The following is a 21435-nucleotide window of genomic DNA, read 5'->3' as shown; positions in this document are numbered from 1 at the left end:
CCCATTGCCGAGAAGTGTAGAACCGACCACCGACAAGTTCTGCCGCCCTGGTCGAGGCACTCAGTCTGAGTGAACAGCCAATGCGACATCGAGAGCCAGCAGGTGGTGATCGATGTCGATCTCCGCTCACGGAACGATGTTCGACGCACTGGGCACATGGCGGGAACGCATCCTCGGGACGTTGCGCGTACTGGCCGAGTCGATGGAGGACGGTGTGTCATCGCAGTGACGACTCCGGCGAGCGGCAACGGCGCTAGGCTCGGCATCACGTGCAGGGCAACCCCGGAGGCGGCACAGTGAACACCTTCCAGAAATCGGCGGCGGCGTTCAACAGGGTTTTCATGGTCGTCATGAAGGCACCGGTGCTAGACCGTGCGCTCGGGCGGTCGATGGGAATCGTGACCTACACCGGACGAAAGTCCGGCAAGGAGTTCTCTCTTCCGGTGGCATACAGGCGAACGGGCAATCACGTGAAAGTTGCTGTGGCTGTGCCGGACAAGAAGAGCTGGTGGAGAAATTTCGAGAACGACGGTGGTCGAGTCGACCTCGATCTCGGCGGCGTCCACCACTCCGGGCATGCCGTGGCCACTCGTGACGACCGTGGGCGGGTCACCGTGGACATTGTTTTGACCCGTTGAACACGCATCATGTCAACCCGTGTTGACAAAAGGGCAGCCGGATTCACCGTCGACGGGGTTCTTGCGGACGTCCGATCACAAGACGAGCGTGCACTGAAGTTACTCGGAATCGATCTGGACACCATCGTGTCGACGATCGACTCCGCGCTCGGCCCGTTCGCAGCATCGGCCAAGGAAGTGCTGAAGCTGTCCCTCGAGGAAGCCGTCGAACGACGGGACCGCGAGATAGGCGTCGAGCATGTCCTTCTCGGTCTCGTCCGCGGTGCCGATCCGACGTTCACCGAACTGGTGCAGCAGCATTGTTCGCTGCAGCAGTTGCGATCGATGGTCTCACTCGTTCGGACGTCGTAGCCCTCAGCCGTCCACGACCCTACGATGGCGCCATGAACTTTTTGATTCGGCTCGTGATCAACGCCGTTGCCATCTGGGTCGCCAAGGAATTCGTCGATGGCATCACCGTCACCAGCTCGGGGCGCGGCGACGGCTGGGACATCGTGGTTCTGCTCGGTATCGCGGCGGTGTTGACGATCGTCAATGCGTTCATCAAGCCGATGGTGAAGCTGCTGTCGCTGCCGTTGCTGATTCTGACTCTCGGCTTGTTCACTCTCGTGATCAATGCGCTGATGCTCTTGTTGACGGGCTGGCTGTCGTCGCAGACCGGTTACGGCCTCGAGATCGTGGGGTTCGCCGCCGCATTCTGGGGCGCGATCATCATCTCGATCGTGAACTTTCTGCTCGGAGCGTTCGTTCCCGACAAGCGTTAGGCGAAGGCCAACGCCAGTCCGGTACTCGCTCCCCAGACGAGCATCGCCAAGCCCGAATCGCGCAGTGCGGGAATCAGTTCGAAGCCGTGGGCTCCCTTGCGTACCGGGGAGTTCGCGCGGGCGGCGAAGGGAAGTGCGAGCAGTCCGACGAGCGCCCATGGGGTGCGAGCGATCAGAACGACGGTCATCGCGAACGGCACCACCAGTAGCGCGAGATGCAGGTAGCGCGTGCGGGTATCGCCCAATCGTACTGCGAGCGTGAGCTTTCCGGATTCGGTGTCGGTGGGGATGTCGCGCAGATTGTTGGCTACAAGCACCGCGCTCGAGAACGATCCGACGGCTACCGCTGCCAGCACGCCTGCCCAGTCGATCTCCCCGGCCTGCACGAACTGAGTGCCGAGAACTGCCACGAGACCGAAGAACACGAACACGGCGATCTCGCCGAAACCGCTGTACCCGTAAGGCTTCGAGCCGCCGGTGTAGTACCACGCACCGGCGATGCACACGAGTCCGACGACAACCAACCACCAGGCGCTGGTTGCGGCCAGTACCAGCCCCGCCACGGCACCGACGGCAAGGCATGCGATGGCGGCCTTCTTGACTGCGCCGGCGGAGGCGGCCTTGGAGCCGACCAGTCTCAGGGGTCCGACTCGATCGTCGTCGGTGCCGCGGATTCCGTCGGAGTAGTCGTTGGCGAAATTCACGCCGACGATCAGGGCCAACGAGACGATCAACGCCAGCAGTGCCTTCCACCACACGCCTGCGTCCAGCGACACGGCCGCACCGGTGCCGACGAGGACGGGGGCGATCGCATTCGGGAGCGTGCGCGGTCGCGCACCTTCGATCCATTGCGCAGTGGTGGCCATGAGCGACGATCTTTCCGTATCTGTCCGACGGGTGAGAACGCGGCCGGTCAGAACGGCAGGCGTGGCAACACCGGCAACGGTATGACGGGCATCTGGACACCGGGAATCTGTGGCAGTGGCACGGTGGGCGGCGGCGGCGGAGGGGGCGGCGGGTAGTAGTGCGGCTGCTGGTACTGCACATAGGGCACCGAATCGGCGACAGCGGGTGCAGGCGCGGTGGTCGTCGGCGGGGGCGGTGGGATATCGGGTAAGGGTGACACCGTCGCAGTAGTAGTGCTGGTGGTGGCAGGTGTCATGGTCGACGGCGCAGCCTCACCGACGTTGGCAGGAGTGCTGGAGGGTTGGTTCGCGTCGCTGGATCCGAGGGCGGTGAACAGCCCGATGGCGGCGATGACCCCTGCGATCGGCAGCGCGATCATGCCCAACCGCGCCAACGCCGGACGGTGCGACACGAGAGGCGGCACGCGCGTCGCATCGATGTGAGTGGCATGCACCGCGGCACCACCGGCGACGACGAGTTCGGGCTTGTCCGGGACGATGACCGGCAGTTGCAGGAAACGTTCGAGGGTGGACCGGACCAACGGGATGTTGGACGTGCCTCCGATGGCGACGACCGCGTCGGGATAGAACTCGGCCTCCAGGCCCAGTCGGCGCACCGTCTCGGCGGCTTCCTCCGTGGAGCGCGCGATGGACAACTCGAAGATGTGTCGCTCGAGGAGGATGTGCTCGCCATCGGGTGTGCTGGTGGTCAGGTGAGAGGAGAGCGCTTCCTTTATTCCTCGGCAGAAGGCGGTGAGCGCAGAGTCTTCGTCCCGTGATTGAGGCGCTCGCACGATGCCGAGACCGAGTATGTGCTCGCGGACCACCACGTCGAACGCGGCACCGCTCATGGCGGTGGTCCGCGTCGAACCGTAGGAGCGACCGGATTCGACGTCCACGATGTTCACGTCCACCCCGGAATCGCCCGCGTCGAACACTGCGATCGTCTTGAGGTGTGACGGCAGCCCAGGGCGGAGATATGCCAGTGCCGCGCCGGTCTCGTCGATGAGGTGGACGTCGGAGACGTACTCCTCGGCGAGCGCGTCGGAGATTTCGGTACGTTCTTCGGGGGAGCGGCAGGCGACGCCGAGTGACTCGGGTGCGTCCGGAGTGTCGACGATGCCCCGAACGACCCGCGCTACGTCCTGCGCGGTGGGGGAGAGTTGCCAGTCGTCGAACCGGGGGCCGTCGGTCCATGCTCCGTCTTCGGTGGTCCGCGCCGTGCGAATGCCGCACGTACCCAGAGACAGACCCACTGACGAACGCATCGCTTCTCCGGCCTCTCCATGTCGGTGACGGTGTTCAGGTCCACGGAACACGCCCTGCAAGGACGGGCGACGTGATCACTGTACCGTCTCATGGTTTGCTTAGAGGCTCAAAACAATCTGATGGTCAGTTCGATGAATCGAATCGACAGCCATCCCGCTCCGACCGCGTGCACGACGCGTGCGTCCGCTGTCGTACCAGGTCAGAGTGGGAGCGAAGTCTCCGTCAGGCCGACGCCACCGGTACCGCGCAACTTCCTGAACCATTCGGTTCCGAAGGCGGTGGTGAGTTGATCGATGGGCATCTTCAGAAACGGTCCGAAATCGCCGACCTGAGTTTCGTGCGCTTCCATCGCCGCCCGCTTCGCAGCGATGACGCTCGACACGTCGACCACCGTCGTGATCTCGGTTTCCGGCAGTCCGAACGTCTCCATGTCCGGCGGTGATGCCTCTTCGCCCCAGTGGGGGTTTGCCTCCATCAGTCGGCGCATGTGATCGCGATTGGTCGTGGTCTCGTACACGAAACGAGTCTCGGCGATCTCGGTGGCGCGCTTGCCGACGGCGTGGACCTGGATGTGGTCCGGATGTCCGTAGCCGCCGTTCGGGTCGTAGATGGTCACGACATCGGCCCGCTCCTCGAGCAACACGTCGGCCAGGCGTTGCGCTGCGGTGTCGACGTCGACGTTGCAGAACGCGTCCGGGTTGGAGTTCTCCGGAGTGCCCGCCATGCCGGAATCGGCGTAGTGCAACCGAACGATGCGGGAGACCCCGAGAGCGGCGGCCGAACGATCCAGCTCGACGCGTCGGCGCTGGGCCAACGATTCGTCGTCGGTGAGAATTCCGTCGGGGTACTCGCCGAGAGCGCCGTCGGTGGCGGTGACCAGGACGACGCGATGGCCGGCATCTGCGGCGAGGCGCATCACTCCACCGGTGCCGAACACTTCGTCGTCGGGATGTGCGTGGAAGCAGACCAGAACACTCATGCGTTGAATGCTTGCACGTCGAAGTGGGTGCGGCGCAGTCGGCGGGCCAATACGATCTGCGAGTGACCACACAGCGGTCGGCCTCGGTTCGTTCGTATTGGCAGGGTTCACGAGCGGATCGGTACTGCCGCGCATTGCATCCGGTCGGGCTGTTGTTCGCCGTGGTGTTCTTCGCACTGTCGATGACCCCGTCCCTGTTGCCCCGCGTCTGGTATCTGCAGGCGGTCGCCACCGGAATCAGCGTTGCGATCGGATACGGCGTCGGATGTCTCGTTGCGTGGGTGATTCGACTCTGCGGGGTGTCGCCGGACTGGTCCGAGCAGTGGCGTCGACGCGGATGGTGGGCGTTGGCCGTCGTGGCGGCAGTGGTGATTCCGCTGTTTCTGATCCTGGGATCGTGGTGGCAGCAGATCGTGCGCAAACTCGTCGGCGTCGAGGATCCGGGTCGACCCCTCTACGTCGCTGTGTTGGTGGTCTCGATCGTGGTTGCGGTGGCCGTCCTCGCACTGGCCCGTCTGCTGCGGAAGGCGACTCGGGCATTGACGAGATGGGGCAAGCAGTACGTTCCCCGGCCGGTCGCACGGATCGCCAGCGTGATCGTCGTAGCCCTCCTGGTGGTGTTCGCCGTCAACGGCGCTCTGATTCGCGGCATCGTGGCGGTCGCGGAGACGTCGGCCTCGACCGCCGACCGTGGCAATCACGAGGGCGTCGAGAAGCCCACCGCAGCCGAACTGTCGGGTTCGGACGCCTCGAACGAGGAATGGGAATCGCTGGGGCAGGAGGGGCGACGCTTCGTCGTCTCCGGAGCATCGCCCGACGAGATCAGTGACTTCACGGGAAGGCCCGCGGTGCAACCGATCCGCGCGTATGCCGGCGTCGAGTCCGCTGAGACCGTCGAGGCTGTGGCCGAGCGGGTGGTGGCCGAACTCGACCGCACCGGCGCATTCTCCCGCGCGGTACTCGGCGTCGCGACCACCACCGGACGGGGGTGGGTGAACGAGAACGTCGCTCGCCCCTTGGAATACCTGTACGACGGGAATTCGGCCATCGCGTCGATGCAGTACTCGTTCCTGCCGAGCCCGATGGCGTTTCTGGCCGACCGTCAGACTCCGCAGGATGCCGGTCGGGCCCTGTTCGAGGCGGTGTACGAGGTGTGGAGCGAACTCCCGGAGGACTCCCGGCCGAAGCTGGTGTTGTTCGGCGAAAGTCTCGGAGCCTACGGCGGGCAGGACGCGTTCAGCGGAGCGCAGGACATGATCGCGCGCATCGACGGTGCTCTGTGGGTCGGCAACCCGAATTTCACGCCTCAGTGGGCGCGCATCACTGCCGGACGCGACGCCGGTTCTCGCGAGATCCTGCCCGTGGTCGACGGCGGAGAGCACGTTCGCTTCGCGAGTTCGTCCGGCGACCTCGACATCGGCGGGCCTTGGGAAGCGCCGCGGATCGTGTACTGGCAGCACGCATCCGACCCGATCGTGTGGTGGTCACCGGACCTGGTGCTCAATCGCCCCGACTGGCTACGTGAACCCCGAGGGGCCGATGTCGATCCAGGAGTGCAGTGGTTCCCGTTCGTGACCTTCTGGCAGTTGACGTTCGATCAGGTCTTCTCCACTAACGTCGACGACGGCCACGGCCACAGCTACGGAGCCGACGCGGTGAACCTGTGGGCCGACATCCTCGAGCCGCCGGGCTGGACAGACGCGGACGTGGAACGGTTGTACGAGAAGATGGCGGGCTGAGGCGATCCCGATCTGCCGCAAACGCGCGCGCGTTTGCCAAAGCGGCGCGACCTCGCCACCTATTCCGCTCGTGTCTGACGAATGCGCGCGCGTTTGTTCGTGAGACGGTGAGCTATGGGAACTTCCTCGGCCGGTCGTCGACTCGAAGAAGACAGTGATCTGGCAACTGTTCTCGAGCTCGAGCGGGAAATGCAAACGTCGGATTGTCGACGCGACAACGAGAGACTCGCAGGCTTGCTCGCCGACGACTTCGCCGAAGTCGGAGCCTCGGGCGCGGTGTGGGACAAGCCGTCGATACTCGACCTGCTCGGCCGCGAAAAATCCATGGAGATCGAGGTACTAGAGCTCGATGGACGATGGCTCAGCTCGGAGTTTGTTCTGGTGCAGTGGACTTCGAGAACTGTGGACATCCTGGCCCGTCGAACATCGCTGTGGCGTCGCATCGAATCGGGATGGGAACTGGTGCACCATCAAGGCACGCCGCTGAGGTGACCGTCCGCAAACGCGCGCGCGTTTGCCAAAGAGGCGCGACCTCGCTATCTATTCCGCTCGCGTCTGACGAATGCGCGCGCGTTTGCGCCGAACCGACGGGGACCGCAGCGCCGAACCGACGGGGACCGCAGCGCCGAACCAGGTCCGCAGCGCCGAACGGGCACCGCTCAGCGCTTCCCCAGTAGCGCCCGCAATTGCGCTCGATCAAGTTTTCCCGGACCTCGGGTGGGGAGGGAGTCGAGTAGGAACAGCTCTCGGGGTGCCGCCGTGATGTCCAGCGAGGCCGCAACGTGGGTGCGCAACTCCGCCAACGTCACCGGAGTCGAGGCGACAACGGCGACCACCACCTTCTGCCCCAGTCGCTCGTCGGGCAATCCCACGACGGCGCACTCACGGACTGCGGGGTGCGTTGCCAGCGCAGCTTCGACAACCTGCGGTACGACGGTCAGTCCGCCGGTCGAGATGGCCTCGTCGAGTCGTCCCGAAATGCTCAGCACCCCGTCGACGACGGCTCCGGCGTCGTCGGTGCGGAACCAGCCCGGCTCGGCGAATGCCGGGTGGTCGGGCAGCCCGCGGTATCCCGAGGCCAGGGTTCTGCCGCCCAACACGACCCGGCCGTCGTCGATGCGAATTACCGTGTCGCGCAGTGGAACTCCGTCGTACACGCAGCCGCCGGCCGTTTCGCTCATCCCGTACGTTCGCACCAACCGGATTCCCGCGTCCTGTGCCTTCTCTCGCAACGGAATCGGCGTCGCGGCCCCGCCGAGCAACACTGCGTCCAGTGAGGCCAGGGCAGCGACCGCCTCGGGGATCTCGAATGCCTTCACCAACTGCCCGGGTACCAATGACGTGTAGCGCAGGGGGCCGGACATCGTGTCCACCGCGTCGATCAGAGCGATGGGGTCGAAGCCGTCGGACACGTCCATGACGACGGGCGAGGTTCCGGCGAGCACACTGCGCAGCAGCACCTGCATCCCGGCGATGTGGTGCGCGGGCAACGCCAGCAGCCACGACCCGGGTCCACCGAGTCGCTCCTCGGTGCCCGTCGCAGACGCCACCAGCGCAGGCGCGGAGAGCATGGCACCTTTGGGGACACCCGTCGTTCCGGAGGTCGCGACCACCAGGGCGATGCCGTCGTCGATCGGGGTTCCCGGTGCCAAGGCGTCGTGCAGGCGCTCGGTCTCGCGCGGATCGTTCGCGGGCACGGGCAGCAGAGCCGGGCCGTCGCCGGCGAGCATGCGGCTCAGCCGCGGCATGATGTCTGCCGCGGCGGGTCCCGGTGGAATGGATACGCTCTCGAGCACGGACTCGAGGCTAGTCCCCGGGCTGGATCGCGGACCGGTGGACCTACTGCGCCCGCGGTCGTCACCCGAGATCGAGTCACTGTGGAACAGTGGAACATCGTGAAGGGATCGGGAATGGACGACGCGGTGTGGGCAGCTCTGTCGTACTTCGATTCCGTCGATCCCGCGCTCGCCGCCGACGCGCGTCTGGGGTGGGACGGTCTGGTCGAGGTGTCTCCGCGCGCGGGCCCGACCCAACATTCTGTGCAGACCTACCTCTGGGTACATCTGCGCCACGTCGCCGAGGGGCCCGATCGCGCGGTCGACATCGCCCGTGCACTCGGCGAACTACTCGAACGGCTCGGACGCGTCGGATACGCGGAGATCGCTCGAAGCGCCGTCACCGCGGAACTTCTACGGATACCGGACGACGCCGCGTGGCTGCAGCACTATCGCGCCGCTACCGAAGAATCGGGCATCGGTGCCGTCGACACCGAGCTCGTCACCTGGCAGGACGCCCCGACCGGGGTCGAGCGCGCCATCGTCGAAAAGATCGGCGAGACACTGGAAGTGGCGACCATCGCCGGCGAGTTCGAGCCGTCGAAGCCCGGTGGTCGCCCGCTCGGTGTCAACGCGCAGGCCATGCGTCGACGCGGCGTCACCGACGCGGTTCTGACATCCGATAGAGGCAGGGACGACTCGGAAGCAGTGCTGCTCGAACAGCTTCTCGACCACCGCATCTTATTGTGGAGCGGCTACAGCAGTCCGCGGGCCGAGCTCTACCTGGGGCTACGCGAGGCGTTGCACGAGGCCGTGAATCCCGTGTACGGCTGCGTGCGCAGACTCGAGAGCTTCATCGGATGCATCGGGGACGGTGTCACGTTGACCGATGCCGGGTACCTACCGGACGAGCTGGTGGCGAGTATCGCCAACACGGTCTTTCCCCCGGCCGAGCGTCCCTCGTATGTCGGTCGCGAACTCGACGCCGAGAAGATACTGACTGTCCGACGCCTCCTGATGAGAGTGCGTCTGCTGCGCCGTTCCGCCGGGCGGTTGGTGCCGACCACCCGAACTCGGCAACTCAGCTCCGACGGGCTCTGGCGAGTGCTCACCGGAAGCATCGTCGGGACCGAATATCACCCCGACACGATTGCGGCGGAGGTGGTTCTGGCCCGCATGATCGTCGGTCACGATGTCGCCGACGTGGAATCGACGGCCGACGACCTGGCGCGGCTGCTGCGGGCCGAAGGATGGACCCATGCCGGAGAGGAGCCTGCGCCCGAGCACGCCGAGCCGTTGGCCCGGACGCTGGTGGCCGAGCTGAGCGCGCTCGGAGCGTTCGAGTCGGAACCGAACCGCGCGTCGGCGACGGAGGTGTCCGGTGCCGTTGCGACCGAGGAGGGCAAGCGGCTCGCCGCTGCGGTGCTGCGGCATCGGCTTCTGCACACGCGCTATCCGTCGGTATGACCGCGCCGAGACGTGCTATCGGTCGAAACCGAGGATCCGGCACGGTTAAGCTCACCTGGAACCGGTTCCAGTACGGGCCCGGCCGTTCGTGGCGAGGAGATACAGGTGGACGGTGAGGTCGTGGACACCGCGCGCTCCCAGTCTCGCCGTCAGAGTGACTCCGCTCGTCGATACCTCGATGTCGAGGCGACCACGCCTGCCCTGCGCTCCACGGTCGAATTCGCCGCCCGCAGTGTCGGATTCGCCATCGCCCAACTCAACGTGCTCGACGAGGACACCCAGTACACGCTGGTCAACGTCGGTGGGCCGCCGGTGTCCACCGTCGTGCGAGCCGACACCCTGTGCGACGACGTGGTGCGCTCCGGTGAGCCCGCGGTCGTGGCGCACGGTCGCATCCGCGCCACCACTCGGCAGCGTGCCATGCTCGACGACAACGGCATCGCGTCGTACGCGTCGGTTCCGCTGCGCGGGCGAGAGGGGCTGGTCATCGGCACCCTGTGCCTACTCGATCGCACGCCCCGCCCACTCTCGGGCGAGCAGATGCAGGAACTCGAACAGTTCGCGTCCGTTCTCGAGGAGCAACTCGACCTGCATCGCCGCGTCGGATCTGGCGTCACCAGGCTGGGCAGCGACAACGACATCGCCGACTCCATCGCCGACGGTCACATCGTGCCCTGGTTCCAGTCCATCGTGGATCTGCGGACCGAGGAGATCGTCGGCTTCGAGGCACTGGCGCGTTGGCACCACCCCACCCGCGGGATGGTGGTGCCGGCGGACTTCGTCCCGTTCGCCGAAGCCAGCGAACTGATCATCGACGTCGACCTCAGTGTGCTCGCGCAGGCCGCGGCCGAAATGAAGAAGTGGCACATCCATCGTCCGGAGCTGCGGCTGACCGTCAACATTTCGGGACGCCACCTCGCGCATCCCGACGGCGTCAGTCAGCTCCAGCGTGCCATCGCGTCCTCCGGGGTGTCGCCGTCGTCGATCTCGCTGGAGCTCACCGAAACCACTGCTGTGACGCCGGGTCCGCTGCTGCGTCGGCACATCGACGACGTGCACCGGCTGGGCTTTCGGGTCTTGCTGGACGACTTCGGTTCGGGCTGGTCCTCACTCGAACGACTGGTGACACTGCAGCCCGACGGCATCAAGATCGACGGGCATCTGACCCGGTTCATCGACACCGTCGCCGGACGGGCGATGATCAGGTCGCTGGCCGGAGTGGCGAAGGACCTCGATCTGACGATGATCGTCGAAGGCATCGAGAACCGCGAACAAGCCGACGCTGCGCTCGAGCTGGGCTGCACCCTTGCACAGGGCTACCTGTGGTCGCGTCCTCAGTCGGCGACAGCGGTGCTACGCACGATCGCCGACAGCTAGCGGTTGTCCCGTCGCAGCGGATGATCCTGCGGGATCTGCACCAGCACGATGGGAATCGAATCCGGATCCTCGATCCACATCTCGATCAGACCCCACGGCTCCGTCCTGGCCTCGCGCACGATTCCGATGCCGGCGGCCGTCAATTCTTCGGTAGCAGAATCGATGTCGCGCACCTGCAACCACAGTGCACCGGAGAACGAACCCGGCCCGTCGCCGCGATGGTGCGCCGCGACCTCCAGCAGACCCTGGCCCGCGAAGAACACCGTGCCGCCGGGATACTCCCGGCACACCGCGAGCGAGAGACCGTCACGATAGAACGCAAGAGTCTTCTCGTAGTCGGCCGGGCGGAGAATCGTCCTGGAAGCGAGGATGTCCACCCCGCATGGATACCACGCTGCCGAAGGGTAGTTTCGCAGGCTCCACGCTGCCGAAGGGTCGTTCCGCAGGCTCCACGCTGCCGATGGGTCGTTCCGCAGGCTCCACTCCTGCACCTCTCACAGTTCGGTCGTCGCGATTCGGTTACCGCCCGCGGCCTTCGCCTCGTACATCATCGAGTCCGCCACTCGTGTTGCTCGCGTGACGAGGTCGATGTCGGTGTTCTCGGCCCACGCCGGTGAATCCGCGAGCACGATCGCAGCTCCCACACTGACCGTCACCGCGACGGTGTCCTCGGGATCACGCAACGCTCGTCGTACCCCGTGCACCAGCGCATCGATGTGCAGTCGTGAGGTGGACACCACGGCTACATACTCTTCTCCGCCGGTGCGGCCGATCACCCCGTACTGGCCCATGTGCGTGCGAAGACGGTCGGCGACACGTCGGATCACCGCGTCGCCTTCCTCGTGCCCGTAGAGATCGTTGACGGATTTGAAGCGATCGATGTCGATCATCACCGCCGCCGAGCATCGATCTTTCTCTCGTCCCCGAGGCCATACGTCGCCGATGGCCGCGTCGAGACCGCGCCGATTGAGCAGGCCGGTGAGTGGATCGAGGAAGGAGCTGCGGGCATCGTCGGTCAGCAGGGTGATCAGCAGGTGCGAGACGAGTGGAACTCCGGCGATCGCGAGCAGCACGACGTTCGTCCGGAAGATCACCGATGCGGTGTCCACCCCGCCGCTGGAGTACGTGGCCGCCGCGGCAACGACAGTGCAGGCCACCGCGAACACCAGGTGCGCCACCAGCCAGCGCGGACTGACGCAGAACGTGCAGAACGTCCCGATCATGGCAAACAGCGCGCACGTCAGGAGTGCGTCGACGAGCGGGTTTATCAGCAGAGACGATGCCGTGCCCAGGTCTGCGAAGACGGCGAATGCCACCACACCGAGGCGGCCGGGAAACGGTCTCGTGATCCATGCCGCGCTGACGGCCACGACCGAGACGACCAGGCAGGCTTTCCAGGCGACAGCGACCGGACTGCGTGAGGCATCCGCAGACAACAGCGACACCACAGCCAGCACGCCGTAATTGAGCGTCAGGCAGGCCATCACCCACCGGATGAGTTTTCCGGCGGGACGGGAGTTCAGGAAGTCCGCCATCCAGCGGTAGTCGAAGGGCTCGGTGAACCAGGCCCGCATCGCACCCACGGAACCGCCGGTGCGATGCGACGTCGAATTCACCTGTGGATCAGAAGTATCGGGGGAACGGCGACCAGTCGGGCTCGCGCTTGTCGAGGAACGCGTCGCGCCCCTCCACGGCCTCGTCGGTCATGTACGCCAACCGGGTCGCTTCGCCGGCGAACAGCTGCTGGCCCACCAGGCCGTCGTCCTGCAGGTTGAAGGCGTACTTCAGCATTCGTTGTGCCTGAGGCGATTTCGCGTTGATCTTCGCAGCCCACTCGATGGCCGTGTTCTCCAGCTCCGCGTGATCGACCACCTTGTTCACTGCGCCCATGCGGTGCATCTCCTCGGCAGAGTAGGTCTCGCCGAGGAAGAATATCTCGCGGGCGAACTTCTGACCGACCATCTTCGCCAGATACGCACTGCCGTATCCACCGTCGAAGCTGCCGACGTCTGCATCGGTCTGCTTGAACCGCGCATGCTCGCGACTGGCGAGCGTCAGATCGCACACCACGTGCAGGCTGTGGCCGCCGCCCGCTGCCCAGCCGTTGACGAGGCAGATGACGACCTTCGGCATGAACCGAATGAGTCGTTGCACCTCGAGGATGTGCAGGCGGCCTGCGCGGGCCTTGTCGACGGTGTCGGCCGTTTCACCCTCTGCGTACTGGTAGCCGCTGCGTCCGCGAATGCGCTGATCGCCGCCGGAGCAGAAGGCCCAGCCGCCGTCCTTGCTGCTCGGTCCGTTTCCGGTGAGCAGCACCGTGCCCACGTCGGAGCTCACCCGCGCGTGCTCGAGGGCGCGGTAGAGCTCGTCGACGGTGTGCGGCCGAAAAGCATTGCGAATCTCGGGACGATCGAACGCAACTCGCACGGTCGCGTCGGACACGTGACGGTGATAGGTGATGTCGGTCAGATCCTCGAAGCCGGGAACGGGACGCCACAGTGCAGGAGTGAAGGTCACGTACGCCACCTTAACGGTGGCGAGGGCTGGATCAGTGGCGGCCGGTCGGTACGGCTAGCGTGCAGGTCATGACCGATCCGATGCAGCTCGACCGCGAATCCGACCCCGATTACGACCACCACGGCGGCTTCCCGCGTTTCGTGCCGGCGAAGGTGGGGCCGGAGTACGGACAGTTGCTCGAGGCATTGCGCACCGTGCAGGATCTCGCCGTGTCGACCTCGTTGCCCGCCGACGTCACCGAGGCAGCCGTGAGCAAGACTCGGGAATTGATCGAGTTGTTGGAGCCGCACGTGGTCGCGGAGGGGAAGCAGACCGCCGGACGACTTCCGCGGCTACCCGGTCGGGGTTCACTGTTGTTACTGCCGTGGGTCATCGAGAAGATCGACGCCGAGGGCGTGCGAAGCAGAGGCGTGTTCCGCCGCTTTCACCTCGGTGGAAACTCCGCCGCACACGGCGGCACGCTGCCGCTGCTGTTCGACGACCTCTTCGGCCTGATCCAGCACGCGTACGGCAGGCCCATCAGCCGGACGGCATACCTGCACATCAACTACCGCAAGGTGACGCCGCTGAACACCGAGCTGATCGTCGAGGGCGCGGTGGATCGGGTCGAGGGACGCAAGACGTTCATCAACGCTCGGCTCACGGATCTGGACGGCAACCTGTTGGCCGACTGCGAGGCGTTGATGGTGCAGTTGCTCCCGGGGCAGCAATGATCCCCGCGATCGACGACATCCTGGACGGTGCGCATGTGCTCTCGATGCCGATGCGGACCAGGTTTCGCGGGATCACCACCCGTGAGGTGATGCTCGTTCGCGGACCGGCCGGATGGGGTGAGTTCTCACCGTTTCCCGAGTACGACGACGTCGAGTCGGCCCCGTGGCTGGCGTCGGCGATCGAGGCCGCGTGGGACGGCCCGCCCAGTCCGCAGCGTCGACGCATCCCGGTGAACGCGACCGTTCCCGCCGTGGCCGCCTCGGAGGTGGCATCGGTGTTGAGCCGGTCTCCCGGTGCCGAGACCGCCAAGGTGAAGGTGGCAGAGAAAGGGCAGAGCCTGGCCGACGACGTCGCTCGCGTCCGCGCGGTTCGCGAGCTTGTGCCGCGGGTCCGAATAGACGCCAACGGCGGCTGGAGCGTCGACGAGGCGGTGGCGGCGCTGGCGGCCCTGACTGCCGACGGCCCCCTCGAATACGCGGAGCAGCCGTGCGCCTCGGTGCCGGAGTTGGTGGAAGTTCGGCGGCGGGTGCCCGGGGTGCGGATCGCTGCCGACGAGAGCATTCGCCGGGCCGAGGATCCTATGAAGGTCGTCCGGGCCGGCGGAGCGGATATCGCGGTGCTCAAGGTGGCCCCGCTCGGCGGGATGCGGGCGGTACTCGAGCTGGCAGGCGAGCTGGGCGAGTACGGCGTCCCGGTGGTGGTGTCGAGTGCTCTGGACTCGGCGGTCGGCATCTCGTCGGGGCTGGCCGCAGCTGCTGCGCTGCCGCATCTCGAATTCGCCTGCGGTCTCGGAACGGGCGCACTGTTCGTTCGAGACGTCGCACCCTCGCCCGAGGTGATCGACGGGACATACCCGGTCGACACCCTCGAACCCGATGCGCAAGCGCTGATCGAGCTCGATGCCGACGCCGATCGCACACAGTGGTGGATCGAACGAGTTCGGCGTTGCCACGCCCTTCTGCGGTAGTCTTGCGCCCGGTCCGCGTGGGGCCGCTGACATATCTGGGAGGAAACTCGAAGTGGTTGCTGCACTCAAGGATTCGCTGCTCGACGAGTCGAAGGCCGACGCTCTGCGCGTCGATGTTCTGGCTCTGATCGACGCCGAGGTCGCGGACAAGAAGGGCGCGAGCGGACTCGCGGTCAAGGGGGGATACGGCGCGGTGAAGAAGGTCGGACCGTCGTACATCGACAATGCGGTCTCGGCTCTGTGGCCCGATTTCGTCGACAAGCTCGACCCGTTCTGGCAGTCGTACAACGCTGCTCCTCAGGGCACGTTCGGTGACTACCTCGTCGCCAACGGTGACGCCGCGTCCGACGCGTTGCTCTCGGTCACCGATGCTCGCATCGAGGAGACCGACAAGTCCGTCGTCAAGAAGTTCTACGGCAGCCTGCGTGGTTCGGCGAAGAAGAACGTCACCGAGGCACTGCCGCGCGTCGGCGATCTGGTCGCCAAGCACGCCTGAGCGGCTTCGCCGCATGTGCGCGGAAGTTCGTAGCCTGCTACGAATTTCCGCTCACATGCGCGTAGCGCTCAATCGCTCCCAGTCGGCTTCCGTCTGATCCGCGTACAACTGCGCGAACCGGCACAGTGCCACCTCGAGGGCATCGGAATCGCCGGTGTATCCCGAGATCATCGACGCGCCACTGGTTCGCGCGTGTCCCTTGGCCAGGAGTCGGCCCACCACGCGTGCGTAGTCCACCAGAGCAGCCGCATTGATCGACGAGAGGTCGATCGTCCCCTTCATGTTGCGGAACTGGCGCACGTAGTACTGCCGTCCGTCGATGGTGGTCCAGCCCAGCAGCGGATCGCTCACGGTTTGCAGATCCTGCTGATACTCGACGACGCGTTGTCCCTGATGGTCGTGCCACGCGGATTCGCCGTGCACGTACGGCGCGAGTACCGATCGTCTGGCCTGCTTGAGCTGCAGAAACACCACATCGTCCTCGCTGGTGCCCTCGAGTAGTGCCACGTACGCCCGAAGCCCGACACTGCCGACCCCGACGACACGGTGTGCCACGTCGATCAGGGTGTAGCCGCCGAGCACTCGACGCCAGTGCGGAGTGAGGGTGAGCAGGTACTCGTCCAGTCCGACGGCGAGAAGGTCCTCGTCCTCGGCCGAGATACGCGTGGTGATCGGCGGTTCCTCGACGATCCTGCGCTTGCCCTCGTGCTTCTCGGTGAATCGCGGTAGAACGCGGTCACTGGTGCGTCGACGCGCCTTCTTGGTGGCGCGTTTGATCTCCTTGCGCAGCGAGCCCTCGGTGGCGTCACGCTGCAGCTTCTCGGCCGTCAGTCGCTGGAACGACCGGGACATCAGCGGCTCGTCGGCAAGTCTGGCCACCTCGATGCGATAGGCGGACACACAGGCAGTGACGGCATCGCGACACTGATCCTCGCTGCGGCCGTTCTGCCGTCCCGCCACCCAGATACTCGCGGCGAGGCGTCGGAGATCCCATTCCCAGGCCCCCGGGTGTGCCTCGTCGAAGTCGTTCAGGTCGATGACGAGGTCGCGTTCGGGGGAGGCGTAGAACCCGAAATTGCCCAGGTGGGCGTCGCCGCTGATCACCGGATTGATACCGGTCGACGGCAGCATCGCCACATCCCGAGCCATGACGATGGCGGTGCCGCGCAGGAATCCGTACGGGGACTCGATCATGCGCTCGAGGCGCGTCGGAATCAGCCATTCGATGCGGCCCTGGTGCGAGTACTCGATCTGCTTGACCGGGTCGGGTCGATCCGGCGGCGGCGTCCACTCGCCCAGTGAGGCGAGCGGGACCTTGTCGCGCAGGCGTCGACCCAGTTCGTAGCGTTCGGCGCGGGGGAGAGGGCGGGCGCGCAGGGAGGCGAATGCCGCCCCGTCGACCTCGACCGAGTCGGTGACGACCGTGTGACCTTTTCCGAAGCCGGGCATGTGAGATGACACTAATCGAGCGTTACGGGGCGGCTTTACCGAACTTCCAGTATCCGGTGAAGCAGATCTGCGACTTGGGTACCGAACGCTCGTTCACCAGGTATCTACGCAGGCCCGTCGCCAGTCCCTGATTGGCCGCACAATCCAGTTCAGCTCGACGCCTGCGTGCATGTTCTGCTTCTGGATGTCGGCCTCGGTCGGGACTTCGATGAAGGCCCTGACTCGAACGTCCTCCGGTGACGACCGCAGAATGCCGAGTATGGCCGGGGCCGCGCTCTCGTCGCCGACCAGCAACTGCCAGCTCGGTCGTCCGTCGAACGTGTAGATGCGCCCTTCGTCGAAGATCGCGACGCGGTCGCCTGGAACCGCCCGAGCAGCCCACGCCGACGCCGGACCACTGTGACCAGGCGCTCCACCGGCTCCACTCCCATGCACGACGAAGTCCACATCCAGCTCCGGGCCGTCCCCGTACGTGCCTTGTCCCCAGAGTGGCTGTGGGGTCGCGTCGTTTTCTCACTCGGACCTACCGCGTCGATAGCGCTGGACCAGCTTGGCTCCGACGGGTACTGCGAACAACATCATGAACACTCGGATCACCTGTGCGGCCACGACGAAGGTGACGTTCGCGCCGGTCGACGCCGCGATGGCCAGCACCGCGTAGACCCCGCCGGGAGTGGTCGCGAGGTAGCCCTCGTAGCCGCTCGTCCCCGTCGCGGACGCCAACCACAATCCGAGCATCGCGCAGCCGACCGTGACGGCGACGATCAACATCAGTGACGCAGGCAGCACGCGCGAGATCGACTTCAAGCTGGCGACGGTGAAGCGCAGACCGGCCTGCCAGCCGATGACGATGTAGGCCGCCCACAGCAGCAGGGTCGGTACGGACGCGTCGAACGACCACCCGAGCACGTCGGCGAGCGTGGCAATGATCAGCGGGCCGAGCAGGGCGGGGGCGGGCAGTCGGATCACCTTCGCCAGCATCACCCCGATGACGCCGCAGATCAGGACGAAGGCGAGATCTATCCAGAGCGCCTCGTGCACATCGGCGGTGACCGGCGATTGTCCGGGCTGCGCTTGGAACACCAGGGTCGCAACCAGTGGCAACGTGGTGGTCACCAGCACGACGCGGAGGTACTGCACCACCGCCACCACGCGTTCGTCGCCGCCGAGCTCCTGCGTGATCGCCACCAGTCCCGACGCTCCGCCTGCCACGAGGGCGAGGGAGCCGGTCAGTGAATCGATGTCTTTGCGTAGCCCGAGCAGCGCGCCGGCCGCGATCGACAGCAGCAGGGTTCCGATGCACGCCAGCAGTACCGGCAGCCAGGTATCGCCGAGTGAGCTCAGGGTCTCGCGCTGCACCAGCGTCCCGATCTCGACGCCGAGTATCGCCTGAGCCGCCATCCCGAGTCGGCGTGGCAGCGGCGCTCTTTCGGTGCCCGTCGTCGGAGCCCACCCGGCGAGCGCGAACACGATGGCCACCAACAGCGCAACGAACAGTGCAGCAGACGGCACCCCGAGCGCGTCGGCTCCGACGGTCAGTCCGACCGTGACGGCTATCAGCAGCAGCCAGCGAATCAAGAAGGTCGCTCGATCTCACGAACCTCGGGCGGCAATCCCCACTCGGTGCGGCCTAGGCGACTGAGCGGGGCAATGGTCTCGAACTCGGGGAGTCCGTCCTCGGCGAGGAATTCGGGGCGTACCGACAGCGCGACGACGGTGCCCATGACGACGAAACAGTTTCCCACCTCGACGACGCGATGCAGCGTCGCTTCGATGGCGATCGGTGCGGCCGCCACACGCGGCGGCGTCACGATCGCACTGGGTTCGCTCTCGATGCCGACCGCCTCGAACTCGCTGACGCCGTGATCGAAGCTCGCCGAGCTGTCGTTGACCTGATCGACCAACGGCGCCGTCGCCAGATTGACGACGAACTCGCCGGTGGCCTCGATGTTGCGCAGACTGTCCTTGCGGCTCACCGACGTGAACTGCACGACCGGTGGCTCCACCGAGGAGACCGTGAAGAAGCTGTAGGGCGCGAGGTTCGCCACACCGTCGGCGGAGACGGTGGACACCCACGCGATGGGCCTGGGCACTACCGACGCAGTCAGCAGCTGGTAGAAGCGACGTGGGGTGACCTCTTCGGGTCGAAAGACTGTACGCACCTCTCAATACTGTCAAAGCCCGGTTGCGGCGGCCGACCGGAGCATCTGACACTCTGGAAACTGTGAATCCGTCCACCGCTCAGGCCACTGCTGTCGTCGACGAACTGGCGCGCAGCGGCATCGAAGACGTCGTGCTGTGCCCCGGCTCGCGCAACGCCCCGTTGGCGTTCGCTTTGCAGGAAGCCGACGCGGCCGGACGTCTGCGATTGCACATGCGGATCGACGAACGGACCGCCGGATTTCTGGCCATCGGACTGAGCCTGGGTAGCGGCCAACCCGTACCGGTGGTGATGACGTCGGGAACGGCGGTGGCAAACCTCGGGCCCGCCGTACTCGAAGCGAACTACGCCCGCATCCCGCTGATCGTCATCAGTGCCAACCGGCCCTACGAGATGCTCGGCACCGGAGCCAACCAGACCATCGAGCAGCTCGGCCTCTTCGGATCCCAGGTTCGCGCAACCATCAGCCTCGGGCTGGCCGAAGAGGAGCCGAAACAGAACAGTCAGTGGCGCAGCGCGGTCTCGCGAGTCATCGCTGCTGCGCGCGGCGCGCGCTCGGGCAACGCCGGACCCGTGCACTTCGATATTCCACTGCGTGAACCCCTGGTTCCTGCCCTCGGCGATCCGGGGGCGCGGCCCGAAGGGCGTCCGGACGGAATGCCGTGGACGACGACCACCCAGGCGACGTTGGACGTGCCGGTCGAGCTCGATCTCTCGGTTGACACCGTGGTCGTCTCCGGACACGGCGGCGGCGTCCGTCCGGAGCTCGCCGGCTTGCCGACCGTCGCCGAGCCGACCGCGCCGCTGCACGGAATTGCGTTGCACCCCTTGGCTCTGGCGCAGCTGAAACCGCGTCAGGCCGTCATCACCGGTCGTCCGACATTGCACCGTCAGGTCTCGGCGCTGCTGGCCGACCCCGCCGTCGATGTCATCGCGCTCACCACCGGGCCGCGTTGGCCCGACGTCTCTGGCAACGTACTGGCGACAGGAACCCGCGCCATCACCACCGGTGCGCCCGATCCCGCCTGGATCGCCCGCTGCGCTGCGCTGTCCGAGCGCGCTGAAAAGGCTGTGCACGAACAACTTCGAGAGCATCCCAAGCCTACGGGTCTGCACGTGGCCGACGTCGTGATGTCCGCGCTGCAGCCCGGCGATCAGCTGGTGCTCGGAGCCTCCAACCCTGTGCGCGACGCGGCCCTGGTCTCGACTCCGATCCCTGGGGTGAAGGTTCTGTCCAACCGCGGCGTTGCCGGCATCGACGGCACCGTCTCGACGGCGATCGGTGCCGCGATGGCCGGAAAGCGGCGCACCATAGCGCTTCTCGGTGATCTGACGTTCCTGCACGACGCGGCGGGCATGCTCATCGGAACCGGCGAGCCGCGCCCCGACGATCTGACGATCGTCGTCGCCAACGACGACGGCGGTGGCATCTTCGAGCTGCTCGAGCAGGGGGATCCGCAGTATGCCGGCGTGTTCGAGCGAGTCTTCGGCACACCACACGGAATGGATCTCGGAGCGCTGTGCGGGGCCTATCGCGTCGAGCATCGGTTGGTCGAATTGTCCGAGCTGGCAACCGAACTCACCGCACATGCCGTGGGAATCAGAGTGTTGGAAGTGACCACGGAGCGATCGGGATTGCGGGATCTGCACGCGGCGATCCGCGCCCGGCTCTAGCTCTGTTGCGCTGCAACCCATTCGAGAGTTTCGCCGGTTTCCTGATCGATCATGTCCTTGATCATCTTGTTGATCAGGTCCTCGATCTTGCCGCCGACGAGTGGGATCTTGACCGTCGATTCACCCACGATGATCAACTTCGCGCCGGTGCCGTCGGGCTGCAGTGACAACGTGCCGGTGATCTTCGCCGGAAGGCCGGTGGTGCTACCGGTCAGCGTTCCCTCGGCGTGGTCGCCCTCGAGCGGACCCCAGTAATCGGTGCGGGAGACGATCAGCTTGCCCTTGATGACCTTGGTGACGAATCCGGGGAGCTCGTTGGTGCCGACCTCTTCGGAGATGTCGACCGTCAGGCCGCCGTCGTCGTGCTTGGTCAGCTCGTACCCGTCTGTCTTCTTCGCCTTGGCGAAGCGCGCCATCCACTGGTCCTCACTGGTCAGTGCTGCGTGCACTTCAGCGGGAGGATTGGACGCGCGGAGTGTGTGTTCGAAGCTGCGAGACATGAGAGCAGACGCTACCCGAGCCGAGCCCGATCGGCTGCGAAGTA

23 protein-coding genes are annotated in these 21435 nt (G+C 65.8%); 11 read left to right on the top strand and 12 right to left on the bottom strand.

Annotated elements, in window-relative coordinates; genetic code table 11:
* Nucleotides 1–296 precede the first annotated feature (296 nt).
* From MTX34_RS03580 to MTX34_RS03570, 3 genes are read left to right on the top strand one after another with little or no spacing between them, the layout of a single operon-like run.
* The gene (locus MTX34_RS03580; protein ID WP_243608495.1) at nucleotides 297–638 is read left to right on the top strand and encodes a nitroreductase/quinone reductase family protein; all 342 of its coding nucleotides are present in this window, start codon (nucleotides 297–299) and stop codon (nucleotides 636–638) included.
* A gap of 9 nt (nucleotides 639–647) precedes the next feature.
* Nucleotides 648–989 carry a Clp protease N-terminal domain-containing protein gene (locus MTX34_RS03575; RefSeq protein ID WP_243608494.1) on the top strand — a complete coding sequence of 114 codons (342 nt, stop codon included), beginning with the start codon at nucleotides 648–650 and terminating at the stop codon, nucleotides 987–989.
* Nucleotides 990–1021: 32 nt separating this feature from the next.
* Nucleotides 1022–1402 carry a phage holin family protein gene (locus MTX34_RS03570; RefSeq protein ID WP_032380413.1) on the top strand — a complete coding sequence of 127 codons (381 nt, stop codon included), beginning with the start codon at nucleotides 1022–1024 and terminating at the stop codon, nucleotides 1400–1402.
* On the opposite strand, the gene MTX34_RS03565 is transcribed toward MTX34_RS03570, so the two are convergent.
* The 3 genes from MTX34_RS03565 to MTX34_RS03555 all read right to left on the bottom strand — a co-directional run bounded on the left by MTX34_RS03565 (nucleotide 1399) and on the right by MTX34_RS03555 (nucleotide 4555).
* Nucleotides 1399–2268 carry a 1,4-dihydroxy-2-naphthoate polyprenyltransferase gene (locus MTX34_RS03565; protein ID WP_243608493.1) on the bottom strand — a complete coding sequence of 290 codons (870 nt, stop codon included), beginning with the start codon at nucleotides 2266–2268 and terminating at the stop codon, nucleotides 1399–1401. The genes MTX34_RS03570 and MTX34_RS03565 overlap by 4 nt on opposite strands.
* A gap of 47 nt (nucleotides 2269–2315) precedes the next feature.
* Entirely contained in the window at nucleotides 2316–3575 is a 1260-nt protein-coding gene (locus MTX34_RS03560; protein ID WP_243608492.1) for an Hsp70 family protein, read from the bottom strand.
* Nucleotides 3576–3775: 200 nt separating this feature from the next.
* The gene (locus tag MTX34_RS03555) at nucleotides 3776–4555 is read right to left on the bottom strand and encodes a PIG-L family deacetylase (RefSeq protein ID WP_243608491.1); all 780 of its coding nucleotides are present in this window, start codon (nucleotides 4553–4555) and stop codon (nucleotides 3776–3778) included.
* Between the two features lie 62 nt (nucleotides 4556–4617).
* Between MTX34_RS03555 and MTX34_RS03550 the strand changes: the two genes are divergently transcribed.
* Together MTX34_RS03550 and MTX34_RS03545 are read left to right on the top strand one after the other, a co-directional pair.
* Entirely contained in the window at nucleotides 4618–6294 is a 1677-nt protein-coding gene (locus MTX34_RS03550) for an alpha/beta-hydrolase family protein (RefSeq protein ID WP_243608490.1), read from the top strand.
* Nucleotides 6295–6408: 114 nt separating this feature from the next.
* Nucleotides 6409–6786: a DUF4440 domain-containing protein gene (locus MTX34_RS03545; RefSeq protein WP_243596399.1), complete on the top strand. Its 378-nt coding sequence runs from the start codon at nucleotides 6409–6411 to the stop codon at nucleotides 6784–6786.
* Between the two features lie 167 nt (nucleotides 6787–6953).
* Here the strand turns inward: MTX34_RS03545 and menE are convergent, their stop codons facing one another.
* Nucleotides 6954–8042 (bottom strand): o-succinylbenzoate--CoA ligase, encoded by a 1089-nt coding sequence (gene menE / locus MTX34_RS03540; protein WP_243608711.1) that lies wholly within the window; start codon nucleotides 8040–8042, stop codon nucleotides 6954–6956.
* A 147-nt stretch (nucleotides 8043–8189) separates the two neighbouring features.
* Here menE and MTX34_RS03535 point away from each other — a divergent pair, with 147 nt between their 5' ends.
* Both MTX34_RS03535 and MTX34_RS03530 read left to right on the top strand, forming a co-directional pair.
* Nucleotides 8190–9536 carry a hypothetical protein gene (locus MTX34_RS03535; protein WP_243608489.1) on the top strand — a complete coding sequence of 449 codons (1347 nt, stop codon included), beginning with the start codon at nucleotides 8190–8192 and terminating at the stop codon, nucleotides 9534–9536.
* Nucleotides 9537–9641: 105 nt separating this feature from the next.
* Nucleotides 9642–10913, top strand: coding sequence for an EAL domain-containing protein (locus MTX34_RS03530; protein ID WP_243608488.1), 1272 nt, complete (start codon nucleotides 9642–9644; stop codon nucleotides 10911–10913).
* Here the strand turns inward: MTX34_RS03530 and MTX34_RS03525 are convergent.
* The 3 genes from MTX34_RS03525 to MTX34_RS03515 all read right to left on the bottom strand — a co-directional run bounded on the left by MTX34_RS03525 (nucleotide 10910) and on the right by MTX34_RS03515 (nucleotide 13430).
* Nucleotides 10910–11290, bottom strand: coding sequence for a VOC family protein (locus MTX34_RS03525; protein WP_243596396.1), 381 nt, complete (start codon nucleotides 11288–11290; stop codon nucleotides 10910–10912). The genes MTX34_RS03530 and MTX34_RS03525 overlap by 4 nt on opposite strands.
* A 117-nt stretch (nucleotides 11291–11407) precedes the next feature.
* Nucleotides 11408–12529 carry a diguanylate cyclase gene (locus MTX34_RS03520; RefSeq protein ID WP_243608487.1) on the bottom strand — a complete coding sequence of 374 codons (1122 nt, stop codon included), beginning with the start codon at nucleotides 12527–12529 and terminating at the stop codon, nucleotides 11408–11410.
* A gap of 7 nt (nucleotides 12530–12536) precedes the next feature.
* Nucleotides 12537–13430, bottom strand: coding sequence for a 1,4-dihydroxy-2-naphthoyl-CoA synthase (locus MTX34_RS03515; RefSeq protein WP_243608486.1), 894 nt, complete (start codon nucleotides 13428–13430; stop codon nucleotides 12537–12539).
* A 68-nt stretch (nucleotides 13431–13498) separates the two neighbouring features.
* Between MTX34_RS03515 and MTX34_RS03510 the strand changes: the two genes are divergently transcribed.
* The 3 genes from MTX34_RS03510 to MTX34_RS03500 are packed head-to-tail and all read left to right on the top strand — an operon-like array spanning nucleotide 13499 to nucleotide 15607.
* Complete coding sequence (locus tag MTX34_RS03510; RefSeq protein WP_051047915.1) at nucleotides 13499–14143, top strand: PaaI family thioesterase; 645 nt, start codon at nucleotides 13499–13501, stop codon at nucleotides 14141–14143.
* The gene (locus MTX34_RS03505; RefSeq protein WP_243608485.1) at nucleotides 14140–15111 is read left to right on the top strand and encodes an o-succinylbenzoate synthase; all 972 of its coding nucleotides are present in this window, start codon (nucleotides 14140–14142) and stop codon (nucleotides 15109–15111) included. The genes MTX34_RS03510 and MTX34_RS03505 overlap by 4 nt, the downstream gene beginning before the upstream one ends.
* Nucleotides 15112–15163: 52 nt before the next feature.
* A complete protein-coding gene (locus tag MTX34_RS03500; RefSeq protein ID WP_008713795.1) occupies nucleotides 15164–15607 on the top strand; it encodes a hypothetical protein in 444 nt (147 codons plus the stop codon).
* Between the two features lie 51 nt (nucleotides 15608–15658).
* Here MTX34_RS03500 and MTX34_RS03495 read toward each other — a convergent pair whose 3' ends face one another.
* The 4 genes from MTX34_RS03495 to MTX34_RS03480 form a co-directional block, all read right to left on the bottom strand.
* Nucleotides 15659–17056, bottom strand: coding sequence for a DUF2252 domain-containing protein (locus MTX34_RS03495; RefSeq protein WP_243608484.1), 1398 nt, complete (start codon nucleotides 17054–17056; stop codon nucleotides 15659–15661).
* A gap of 93 nt (nucleotides 17057–17149) precedes the next feature.
* Nucleotides 17150–17503, bottom strand: a complete 354-nt coding sequence (locus MTX34_RS03490; protein WP_243608483.1) for a siderophore-interacting protein — start codon at nucleotides 17501–17503, stop codon at nucleotides 17150–17152.
* A 66-nt stretch (nucleotides 17504–17569) separates the two neighbouring features.
* On the bottom strand, nucleotides 17570–18634 hold the full coding sequence (locus MTX34_RS03485; RefSeq protein ID WP_243608482.1) for an AbrB family transcriptional regulator: 1065 nt from the start codon (nucleotides 18632–18634) through the stop codon (nucleotides 17570–17572).
* Entirely contained in the window at nucleotides 18631–19218 is a 588-nt protein-coding gene (locus tag MTX34_RS03480; protein WP_057475208.1) for a flavin reductase family protein, read from the bottom strand. Before MTX34_RS03480 ends, MTX34_RS03485 begins: the two co-directional genes overlap by 4 nt.
* Nucleotides 19219–19280: 62 nt before the next feature.
* Between MTX34_RS03480 and menD the strand changes: the two genes are divergently transcribed.
* Nucleotides 19281–20891, top strand: coding sequence for a 2-succinyl-5-enolpyruvyl-6-hydroxy-3-cyclohexene-1-carboxylic-acid synthase (menD, locus tag MTX34_RS03475; RefSeq protein WP_243608481.1), 1611 nt, complete (start codon nucleotides 19281–19283; stop codon nucleotides 20889–20891).
* Here the strand turns inward: menD and MTX34_RS03470 are convergent.
* On the bottom strand, nucleotides 20888–21391 hold the full coding sequence (locus tag MTX34_RS03470; RefSeq protein ID WP_057475210.1) for a DUF2505 domain-containing protein: 504 nt from the start codon (nucleotides 21389–21391) through the stop codon (nucleotides 20888–20890). The two genes, menD and MTX34_RS03470, sit on opposite strands and share 4 nt — an antisense overlap.
* Nucleotides 21392–21435 lie beyond the last annotated feature (44 nt).

The sequence above is a fragment of the Rhodococcus sp. ARC_M5 genome, assembly GCF_022810405.1.
Taxonomy (GTDB): domain Bacteria; phylum Actinomycetota; class Actinomycetes; order Mycobacteriales; family Mycobacteriaceae; genus Rhodococcoides; species Rhodococcoides navarretei.
The sequence above is the reverse complement of the archived record's forward strand: the minus strand, read 5'-3'. Positions and strand labels throughout refer to the sequence as shown.

Bases quoted from the DNA above. Each gene is read 5' to 3' on its own strand.
- MTX34_RS03575 (WP_243608494.1), top strand. From the start codon at position 648: ATGTCAACCCGTGTTGACAAAAGGGCAGCCGGATTCACCGTCGACGGG.
- MTX34_RS03570 (WP_032380413.1), top strand. From the start codon at position 1,022: ATGAACTTTTTGATTCGGCTCGTGATCAACGCCGTTGCCATCTGGGTC.
- MTX34_RS03565 (WP_243608493.1), bottom strand. From the start codon at position 2,268: ATGGCCACCACTGCGCAATGGATCGAAGGTGCGCGACCGCGCACGCTC.
- MTX34_RS03560 (WP_243608492.1), bottom strand. From the start codon at position 3,575: ATGCGTTCGTCAGTGGGTCTGTCTCTGGGTACGTGCGGCATTCGCACG.
- MTX34_RS03555 (WP_243608491.1), bottom strand. From the start codon at position 4,555: ATGAGTGTTCTGGTCTGCTTCCACGCACATCCCGACGACGAAGTGTTC.
- MTX34_RS03545 (WP_243596399.1), top strand. From the start codon at position 6,409: ATGGGAACTTCCTCGGCCGGTCGTCGACTCGAAGAAGACAGTGATCTG.
- menE (WP_243608711.1), bottom strand. From the start codon at position 8,042: ATGCCGCGGCTGAGCCGCATGCTCGCCGGCGACGGCCCGGCTCTGCTG.
- MTX34_RS03510 (WP_051047915.1), top strand. From the start codon at position 13,499: ATGACCGATCCGATGCAGCTCGACCGCGAATCCGACCCCGATTACGAC.
- MTX34_RS03505 (WP_243608485.1), top strand. From the start codon at position 14,140: ATGATCCCCGCGATCGACGACATCCTGGACGGTGCGCATGTGCTCTCG.
- MTX34_RS03495 (WP_243608484.1), bottom strand. From the start codon at position 17,056: ATGCCCGGCTTCGGAAAAGGTCACACGGTCGTCACCGACTCGGTCGAG.
- MTX34_RS03470 (WP_057475210.1), bottom strand. From the start codon at position 21,391: ATGTCTCGCAGCTTCGAACACACACTCCGCGCGTCCAATCCTCCCGCT.